Genomic DNA, 5,992 nt, shown 5'->3' on the forward strand with positions numbered 1-5,992 from the left:
CTACATAGACAGGCACGTAGGAGGACCGGTTACCGTTGCGGGACAGCGCCGGACTTGCACCGGACTTCCCCACTTTAAGCCTGGACTACGCGCCCAGGCACCAGGGCAACGGACCTGGCTTTAAGGCCCTAGCGGGCCCTAGGGGCAGCCTAAACCCTGGAGGGGAAAAAAGCAAGGGCCACCGCTTTGGGAGGAAAACCTGCCCCTTCCTCCCATCCCACTCCTTCTCCTGGAGGTGTAGTCGCCAAGCTCCACCGAGAGGGGTGTCTCTCCCAGGTCTTTTCCTGGCTTCCACCCCGGCCAAAGGAGGGCGAAGCACGGCTAGAAAAATGCCATGCGCTTGCCCAAGAAGGCTGAGGCCGCCTTCCAGGCCCTCATAGACCGGGGGCATACCGGAAAGATCGTGGTTCGCCTTTAGTCCAAGCCCAGGAGGTGCCGCACCGCAGCCAGGTCAAAAAGGGCGTGGCCCACGCTCTTAAACAGCACGGGATCCCCTTCCGCCCGCTTGCCCAAGAGGGCTTCCCTTAAGGTGACCACGGGTTTAGAAAGGCCCTGAAGTTCCCCCGCCTCCACGAGGGCGTCCTCCGTGTCGCAGTAGACGGCAGCCCTTTCCACCAGGGCCCGGGGGACCTCCTGCATCTCCGGGCGGAAACTGCCCACGGCGGCGATGAAGGCGCCCTCCGGTACCCTTTCCGGTAGCACCGGGGTGGGACTGGGGGTAGCGGTGACGATGAAGGCCACCTCCTCGGGCACTTCCTCGCCCAACCATTCCTCAACAGGAAGGCCTATCTCTCGGACCTTCCGCATAAAAGCTGCCAACCTGTCCCGACTCCTTCCCCGCACAAAGACCCTGGTCAGGCGAAGACCTTCGGCGAAGGCCTCGAGGTGGGCTTCCCCCTGCGCTCCCGGCCCCAGCAATACAAGCGCCCCCTCTTGCCTGGGCGCAAGAAGCCTAGCCGCCAAAAGGGAAAGGGCGGCCGTGCGCCTTTTCGTGATCTCCTCTCCCGGCAGGTGGAAGACCTCCCCGGTATCCAGCCTCTTGGCCCAGACCTCCGCCTGCACCGAAGGCCGGCGCTGAGGCCCATCCTCTTCCCTTGGGGAAGCCTCCACCGTAACCAGCTTGCAAAGGGCCACCTCCCGGTCGGCGGCGGGCATCACCAGAAACTGCCCCTGGGGAAGGGTTAGAACCTGGCGCCTGGGGGCCACCCCTCCCCGGAGGAGGACCTTCCTTAGGGCCTGGGAAAGAGCCAGGTATCCCATGCCTTTAGAATGCCCCACATGCAGGCTCTCCTCAACACCGTGCTCCCCGTGGCCTTGGTGGTTTTGGCCGGTTACCTGTTGGGCAAGCGCATCCCCATGGACCTCACCACCCTAAGCCGGCTTACCCTGTACCTCCTGGTGCCGGCCCTCATCTTTGACGCCATGTACCGGGCGGAGTACTCCCGGGAAGGCCTTTGGGGACTGACCCTAGGCTTTAGCCTTACCTACTTTCTCCTCTTTCTGGCCATCCAGGGAGCGGGAAAGCTCCTCCGCCTCTCCCCCGGCGTCACCAAGGGGCTTTTGGTGGGCAGCCTCTTCCCCAACTCCGGCAACATGGGCCTCTCCCTGGTCTATTTCGCCCTAGGGGAGGAGGGCTTAAGGCGGGCCGTGGTCTACTTCATCCTCTCCAGCGTGGTGATGTTCGGGTTGGGACCGGCCTTTATCCGGGGCGGAAGCCTTAGGGAGGGGCTTCTTTTCACCCTACGCCTACCCCTTTTCCACGCCCTTTTCCTGGGCCTGATGCTAAAAGCCTTGGGGATTAGCCTCCCCTTCCGCTTGGACGAAGGGGTGCGCCTCATGGGCCAGGCCGCGATCCCCGTCCTGCTCCTGACCCTGGGAATGCAAATGGGCCAAACCCGTTTTGCCATCGGGGCCTTTGAGGGCCTAACCAGCTTCCTCAGGCTCCTTTTGGCACCCTTCCTGGCCTATGGCGTCGGGCTCGCCCTCGGACTTCCCCGCCTGGAACATCAGGTCCTGGTGTTGCAGTCCGCCACCCCAGTGGCGGTGAACGCCTTTCTCCTCACCCGGGAGTTCGGCAGCGAGGCCAACCGGGTGGCGAGGAGCGTGGTGGTTTCCACCTTTTTATCCTTCCTAACGATTCCCCTTTTCCTCCTCCTGATCGGGGTCCGGTAGGCTGGGGGTTCCCAGGTCCAGCTGGAAGAGCACCCCGCCTTCCCAAAGCCCCACCAGGCGGTGGTACCCCTCCCCTAAGGGAAAGGCAACCCCATAAAGGCCCGGCCCCTCCAGGAAAAGAACCTTCTCCTGGAGCAAAGCCTCCTCCCGGAACCACTTAAGGTGAAGGTAGCCTGGCCGGGGAAGGCGCTCTACACGAAGGGCCACGTGGGCCTCGCCCGCACCTTTCTCCAGACGGGCCACCAAAAAGGGCCGTTCCGGAGAAAGCGGCCTCCCGGGGTCCAGGGGCAAAAAGGTGTAGCGGCACCCCGCCAGGAGGAGAAGAACCCCCAAGAGCCACCCTAGCCTCATCTCCCCTCCCCCGCCGTGCAAAGGGCGAGGAGGGCGATGGCCGCGGTTTCCGCCCGCAGAATCCTGCGGCCCAGGGAAACGGGAGTAAAGCCCCTTTCCTGAAGAAACTCCACCTCCTCCTCAGCAAACCCCCCTTCCGGCCCCACGGCCAAGGCCAGGGGTTTCCCAAGGTCCAACACCTCCCGCACCCGGCTTCTGGCTCCCAGATGGGCCACCATACCCTGTTCCACCGGAGGGACGGAACCTAGGGGAATGGGCGGCAGCACCTCGGGCACCCTAAGCCTTCCTGACTGTTTGGCCGCCTCCACGGCGATGGCCTGAAGCCTCCTTAGCTTTCCCTCCCCCATCTCCTTGGGCACGCTATGCCGGGTGATAAGAGGCTGGATGCGGGTGGCCCCTAGCTCCGTGGCCGCGCGCACCACCTCGGAAAGCTTATCGCCCTTGAGGAGGGCGGGGTAAAGGGCCACCTCCACCCCCACCTCCCTTTCGGGGCGGCGCTCCTCCAGGATGCGGTAGCGCACCGGGGGGCCCAGCTCCACCACCTCCGCCAAGGCCTCCCGTTCGGCATCAAAGACGGTGAACCGGTCCCCCACCTGGGCCCTTAGGACCTCGAGGAGGTGCCGGCTTTCCCTCAAGGAGAGCACCCCGGTAAGGCCTGGGCTATAGGCGCGGTGCGGGCGCATGCCTTACCCCCTGTAGGCCAAGAGGACCCACTCCCCCTCCCTCTCCTCTTCCAGAAAGGTGGGTCCCGCCTTCGCCATGGCCTCCTTCACCCAGGAGGCCTTTTCCGCCAGGATCCCCGTGAGGAGAAGCCTTCCCCCAGGGGCCAGGGCCTGGCGGTACCGGGGGGCCAGCTCCTGGTGAAGCTCCGCAAACAGGTTGGCCACCAAAAGGTCAAAAGGGCCATAGGGTAGGGCTTCCTCCAGGCTTCCCTGGAGGAAGCGCACCCTAACCCCGTTCCTCCTGGCGTTTTCCTCCGCCTGGGGGAGGACGGCCTCGTCAATGTCCACCCCCAAGGCTTCCCCACCCAGCTTCGCGGCGGCGATGGCCAGGATGCCCGAGCCCGTGCCCAAATCCAGCACCTTCTCCCCAGGGCGCAAATGGCGGGCCAAGGCGGAAAGGGCCAGACGGGTGGTCTCGTGGTGCCCGGTGCCGAAGGCCATTCCCGGCTCTATCACCAAGGGGATGCCTTGGCCCTCCAGGGAATGCCAAGGGGCCAAGACCCAAAAGGGCCCCGCCCTTACCGGCCTAAGGTCCCGGCGCCAGGCAGCAAGCCAATCCTCGTCGGGGAGCTCCTCCCACACCCCCCCAAAGGGAAGGTCCACGGGAGCGGGGAAATAGGCCCATACCTCCCCCTCCCGCTCCTCGAGGCCCCGAGCCCCCCGATGGAAGAGTTCCGGGACCAGGGGGTCCAGCTCCGCCGCCGTGCCCTTGAGGCGGTAAACCCACACCCCGCTATTCTACCCGGTAACGGCAACAGTTCCCCCCCTCCGCCAACCTCTCCTCCCGCATCAGGGGCAGGCCCAGTAACTCCTGGTAGGCGAGAAGCTCACTTTGGCAAAGGGCCTCGTGCTCCCGGGAAAGGGCCAGCTTGGGGCAACGCTTCTGGCAGAGGTAGAGCTTCCCCTCGTGCTCCAACACCTCCGCCTCGTAGCCCTGCTCCCGAAGGAACTGGGCCAGGCGGGTAAGCCGATCCCGTAAGGGCAGGGCCTCCAGATTCAGGGGGGCAAACAGCCTCCGGTTCCTTTCCAAAAGAAGGCGCACCACCCCCTCCCGGCCCAGAACCCTTTCCACCCCTTTAAGCACATCCCCGCACAGGGCGGCGTAGGGGGCCTCCCTGTCTTGGGCCACATAAAGGCGGTAGGGCCGGCCTCGGCCCAGGCACTTCCTCACCTCCGAGCGCACCAGGCCCCGGGCCTCGAGGTCCCGGAGGTGCTTTAAGGCGGCCACCCGGCTCACCCCCAAAGCCTCCGCCACCTCCTTGGCCGTGTGGGGCCTGAGCCTCAAGAGGTCTAGTACCCGCTCCTTGGTGCCCTCCAGGACTAAGGCCATCTTAAGCCATGGGCAGGGCGATAAAGGCCTGCACGCTCAAGGAGGCGGCCAGCTCCCGGGCCGCCCTCCTGAAGGCCTCCGCCTCGAGGCCCTCCGGATCCTCCACCAGGATGGGCCTTCCCCGATCCCCGCTTTCCCGCAGGGGCATGGTAAGGGGAATCTCCCCCAGGAAGCGGGTCTTGAGCTTCTCCGCCAGCCGCCTGCCCCCGCCTTCCCCAAAGATGGGGGTGGGCTTGCCGCAATGGGGGCAGAGGAAGTGGCTCATGTTCTCCACCACCCCCAGGACGGGCACCTGCACCTTCCTAAACATGTCCGCGGCCCTTTCCGCATCTATAAGGGCCACCTCCTGCGGGGTGGTTACGATCACCCCACCGGAAACCTGGGTGAGCTGGGCCAGGCTCAGCTGCACATCCCCGGTTCCAGGGGGAAGGTCCACCACCAAGTAGTCCAGCTCCCCCCAGTTCACGTCCTCCAGGAACTGCTTGATGGTGCCGTGGAGGATGGGCCCCCGCCAGATCATGGCCTGGCCCGGGGGAACGATGTTGGCGATGGAGAGGACCTTGAGGCCAAAGGCCTCGAGGGGCAGAATCTTGCGGTTTTGGTCCACCTTAAGCCTCTCCCCCTCCAGGCCGAACATCTTGGCCTGGCTGGGCCCGTAGAGGTCGGCATCCAAAAGCCCCACCCTGGCCCCCTCCTGGAGAAGGGCCAGGGCCAGGTTAGCGGCCACGGTGCTCTTGCCTACCCCGCCCTTGCCCGAGCCCACCGCCACCACGTGCTTCACCCCGGGGATGGGGTACTGCTCGGGGGGCCTTACCCCTCCGCCAAAGCGCACCCGCACCTCCTCCACTCCCAAAGGGGCTAGGGCCTTGTGGATATCCGCCTCAATCTGGCCCTTTAGGGGGCAGGCGGGGGTGGTGAGGTGGATAAGGAGGTCCACCCGGCTTCCCTCTAGCCGTATTTCTCCCACCATGCCCAAGGAGACCAGGTCTTTCCCCAGCTCGGGGTCCATCACCGTGCGCAGGGCCTCGAGGACCCCTTCTTCCGTAAGCGCCATACCGGGCTCAGGGTATACCCGGGGAGGCTTTTGGGCAAGGGGTGGACTCACGATCCCAACCCAAAGGACCCCCTTGGCCTAAAATGAGGCGGCATGTACCCTGAATGGCAAAAACAACCCTTTTATGAACTCCACCTGGCCTGGCTGGTCCAGGGGCCCCGGGGCTATGACCTCCTTTTCAAGGTAAACCCCTATAGCCTCTACAAAACCCGCGAGGAAGCTCTGGAAGCCGCCAAGGCCCTCCTGCAAAAGGAGAGGCTGGACCAGGACCCCAAGGTGGGCCCGCATAGGGCCCCGGTCCTCCTTTCCGAGGAGGACCGTACCCGCTTCCTGGTCCTCCTGGAAAGCGGCAAGGCCCTTTTG

7 protein-coding genes, 1 pseudogene and 1 riboswitch are annotated in these 5,992 nt (G+C 64.9%); of the genes and pseudogenes, 2 read left to right on the forward strand and 6 right to left on the reverse strand.

Annotation, left to right across the window (positions count from 1 at the left end; genetic code table 11):
- Positions 1-120: riboswitch (cobalamin riboswitch) on the reverse strand. This riboswitch is flagged as partial in the annotation.
- 294 nt (positions 121-414) lie between these two features.
- Entirely contained in the window at positions 415-1,260 is an 846-nt protein-coding gene (locus Q0693_RS08220) for an ornithine cyclodeaminase (protein ID WP_298630638.1), read from the reverse strand.
- Positions 1,261-1,269: 9 nt separating this feature from the next.
- On the opposite strand from Q0693_RS08220, the gene Q0693_RS08225 reads away from it, so the two are divergent.
- Positions 1,270-2,172, forward strand: a complete 903-nt coding sequence (locus tag Q0693_RS08225) for an AEC family transporter (protein ID WP_243029683.1) — start codon at positions 1,270-1,272, stop codon at positions 2,170-2,172.
- Here Q0693_RS08225 and Q0693_RS08230 read toward each other — a convergent pair.
- From Q0693_RS08230 to Q0693_RS08250, 5 genes are read right to left on the reverse strand one after another with little or no spacing between them, the layout of a single operon-like run.
- Positions 2,131-2,523 carry a hypothetical protein gene (locus tag Q0693_RS08230; protein WP_298630643.1) on the reverse strand — a complete coding sequence of 131 codons (393 nt, stop codon included), beginning with the start codon at positions 2,521-2,523 and terminating at the stop codon, positions 2,131-2,133. The genes Q0693_RS08225 and Q0693_RS08230 overlap by 42 nt on opposite strands.
- The gene (locus tag Q0693_RS08235) at positions 2,520-3,206 is read right to left on the reverse strand and encodes a 16S rRNA (uracil(1498)-N(3))-methyltransferase (RefSeq protein WP_243029681.1); all 687 of its coding nucleotides are present in this window, start codon (positions 3,204-3,206) and stop codon (positions 2,520-2,522) included. The genes Q0693_RS08230 and Q0693_RS08235 overlap by 4 nt, the downstream gene beginning before the upstream one ends.
- A 3-nt stretch (positions 3,207-3,209) precedes the next feature.
- Complete coding sequence (locus tag Q0693_RS08240; protein WP_298630646.1) at positions 3,210-3,974, reverse strand: 50S ribosomal protein L11 methyltransferase; 765 nt, start codon at positions 3,972-3,974, stop codon at positions 3,210-3,212.
- Positions 3,975-3,978: 4 nt separating this feature from the next.
- On the reverse strand, positions 3,979-4,575 hold the full coding sequence (locus Q0693_RS08245) for a helix-turn-helix domain-containing protein (protein ID WP_298630648.1): 597 nt from the start codon (positions 4,573-4,575) through the stop codon (positions 3,979-3,981).
- 1 nt (position 4,576) lies between these two features.
- Positions 4,577-5,629, reverse strand: a complete 1,053-nt coding sequence (locus Q0693_RS08250; RefSeq protein WP_243029678.1) for an Mrp/NBP35 family ATP-binding protein — start codon at positions 5,627-5,629, stop codon at positions 4,577-4,579.
- Positions 5,630-5,722: 93 nt separating this feature from the next.
- Between Q0693_RS08250 and Q0693_RS08255 the strand changes: the two are divergent.
- Positions 5,723-5,992 (forward strand): annotated as a pseudogene (locus Q0693_RS08255) (hypothetical protein); the annotation flags it as partial.

This window comes from uncultured Thermus sp., from assembly GCF_938010445.1.
Taxonomy (GTDB): Bacteria; Deinococcota; Deinococci; order Deinococcales; family Thermaceae; genus Thermus; species Thermus altitudinis.

Excerpts from the sequence above, each read along its gene's own strand:
- Q0693_RS08220 (WP_298630638.1), bottom strand. The coding sequence starts at position 1,260 with ATGGGATACCTGGCTCTTTCCCAGGCCCTAAGGAAGGTCCTCCTCCGG.
- Q0693_RS08225 (WP_243029683.1), top strand. The coding sequence starts at position 1,270 with ATGCCCCACATGCAGGCTCTCCTCAACACCGTGCTCCCCGTGGCCTTG.
- Q0693_RS08230 (WP_298630643.1), bottom strand. The coding sequence starts at position 2,523 with ATGAGGCTAGGGTGGCTCTTGGGGGTTCTTCTCCTCCTGGCGGGGTGC.
- Q0693_RS08235 (WP_243029681.1), bottom strand. The coding sequence starts at position 3,206 with ATGCGCCCGCACCGCGCCTATAGCCCAGGCCTTACCGGGGTGCTCTCC.
- Q0693_RS08245 (WP_298630648.1), bottom strand. The coding sequence starts at position 4,575 with ATGGCCTTAGTCCTGGAGGGCACCAAGGAGCGGGTACTAGACCTCTTG.
- Q0693_RS08250 (WP_243029678.1), bottom strand. The coding sequence starts at position 5,629 with ATGGCGCTTACGGAAGAAGGGGTCCTCGAGGCCCTGCGCACGGTGATG.